This window comes from Acinetobacter endophylla, assembly GCF_053543775.1.
This window is the reverse complement of the sequence record NZ_JBLVOM010000268.1, coordinates 1-1,996: the sequence shown is the minus strand read 5'-3', so window position 1 is coordinate 1,996 and position 1,996 is coordinate 1. Positions and strand designations below refer to the sequence as shown.

General features: G+C 44.1%; 1 protein-coding gene and 1 pseudogene. Both read left to right on the top strand.

All coding sequences use genetic code 11. The features are described from left to right. Positions 1-358 precede the first annotated feature (358 nt). The gene (gene ltrA / locus ACNPNW_RS15735) at positions 359-1,600 is read left to right on the top strand and encodes a group II intron reverse transcriptase/maturase (protein WP_004644827.1); all 1,242 of its coding nucleotides are present in this window, start codon (positions 359-361) and stop codon (positions 1,598-1,600) included. A 76-nt stretch (positions 1,601-1,676) separates the two neighbouring features. Continuing rightward, positions 1,677-1,996, top strand: a pseudogene (locus ACNPNW_RS15730) (DDE-type integrase/transposase/recombinase); the annotation flags it as partial.

Here is a 1,996-nt window from a genome sequence, read left to right as displayed (position 1 = left end):
GGCGAACACCAGTGAACTGCCGTTCAAGTGTCGAAAGTACTCAAATGACATCAAAACCGGGGATGGATGTTGCCCCGCGATCAGTTTGGCCGTTACCTGCTTACGGGCCATTCGGTGTCCGGCGTAGAGGCAGCGCGATCCTAATTCAGGCTTTTACGTTGAACTGCGGGAACCTTCGGTGGCGATGTCAAGCGAAAGGTACAAGCTCAAAAGGCAAGGCCGATAATAGCAATGCGTCACCAAGGGGCGGAGCAGCTCGTAGTAGTGTTGAAGTTACTGTAATGGTAATGGAGCGAAGGGGCTGCATTATCCAGGTCTGCGGTCTTGTCAACTGCACAAGCAGGAGGAACAAGGCTTTATGACCAAACCATTTAACATTCCTAAAGCGTTAATTTGGGAGGCATTCAAGAAAGTCAAAGAGAATGGCGGTGCTGCAGGCATCGATCATGAATCTATTGAGCAATTCGAACACCACTTAAAAGGCAACCTGTATAAACTATGGAATCGACTTTGTTCAGGCAGTTATTTTCCACCGCCAGTCAAAGGCGTTCCGATTCCAAAGAAATCAGGTGGGGTACGTATGTTAGGCATTCCAACAGTAGCGGATCGAGTAGCACAAACAGCTGTCAAGCTTATATTGGAGCCACAGATTGATCCTCTATTTCATCCAAACTCTTATGGATATCGTCCAGGGCGTTCAGCCCATGATGCGATAGCTGTGGTGAGACGACGAAGTTGGGAGTATGACTGGGTTGTGGAATTTGATATCAAAGGTCTATTTGATAACATTGACCATAATCTACTCATGCGTGCACTTAAGAAACACTGCGAAATTCCATGGATTCTTCTCTATGTAGAACGCTGGTTAAAAGCACCTATGCAAAATGTAGATGGTCAAGTTTTAGAAAGGAATCACGGCACACCGCAAGGTGGAGTTATCAGTCCTCTATTGGCTAATTTATTTATGCATTATGCTTTTGACATGTGGATTACCAAGAATCTTGCGAGTGTAAGATTCTGCCGCTATGCGGATGATGGAGTAATTCATTGCCGAAGTTTATCTCAAGCCAAACTTGTTTTACAAAAGATTGGTGCACGATTTCGTGAATGTGGACTCGAATTGCATCCAGATAAGACAAAGATTGTTTATTGCCAAGATGTGAATCGTCGCCAAGCATATCCAGATGTTCAATTTACTTTTCTCGGGTACACGTTTAGGCCCCGTAAGGCTGTGGACAAGTATAAAAGAGTTTATGTAAATTTCTCTCCTGCAGTCAGTCGTGATGCACTTAAAACAATGCGACAGACTATTCGGAAATGGCATCTACATCTGATGTGTAATCGCGAATTAAGTGATTTATCTGCAATATTTAATCCAATTCTTCAAGGCTGGCAGCAATACTATGGTCGATTCCATGGTTCAGCAATGTCAACGATCTGGCAACACATGAATGCTTATCTTATACGCTGGATGAGGCGTAAGTATAAAAACTTGGCCCGTCATAAAAGACGGGCTAGATATGCCTTAGGGCGACTTGCGCGTGATTTTCCAAATGCCTTTGTGCACTGGAAAATGGGATGTTTACCATCGGTTGGATAATGGGAGCCGGATGAGCTGAGAGGTTCACGTCCGGTTCTGCGAGGGGCTAAGGGTGAGACTCCCTTGGTCTACTCACCCGTACATTCCTATGGCTAAAGGTTTTGTCTATCTATGTGCAATTATAGATTGGCATAGTCGTAAAGTACTGGCTCATCGAGTATCGATCAGTATGAAAACAGACTTTTGCATAGATGCGTTGCAAGAAGCAATTGTGAAATATGGTTGTCCTGAGGTGTTTAATACAGACCAAGGCAGTCAATTCACAAGCGAGGCATTTTTGAATGAGTTAAAATTGCGAAATATCCGTATCAGTATGGATGGGAAAGGACGATGGATGGATAATGTAATGATTGAGCGTTTATGGCGCAGCGTGAAGCATGAGGAAGTCTATTTGAA

Bases quoted from the DNA above. Each gene is read 5' to 3' on its own strand.
- ltrA (WP_004644827.1), top strand. From the start codon at position 359: ATGACCAAACCATTTAACATTCCTAAAGCGTTAATTTGGGAGGCATTC.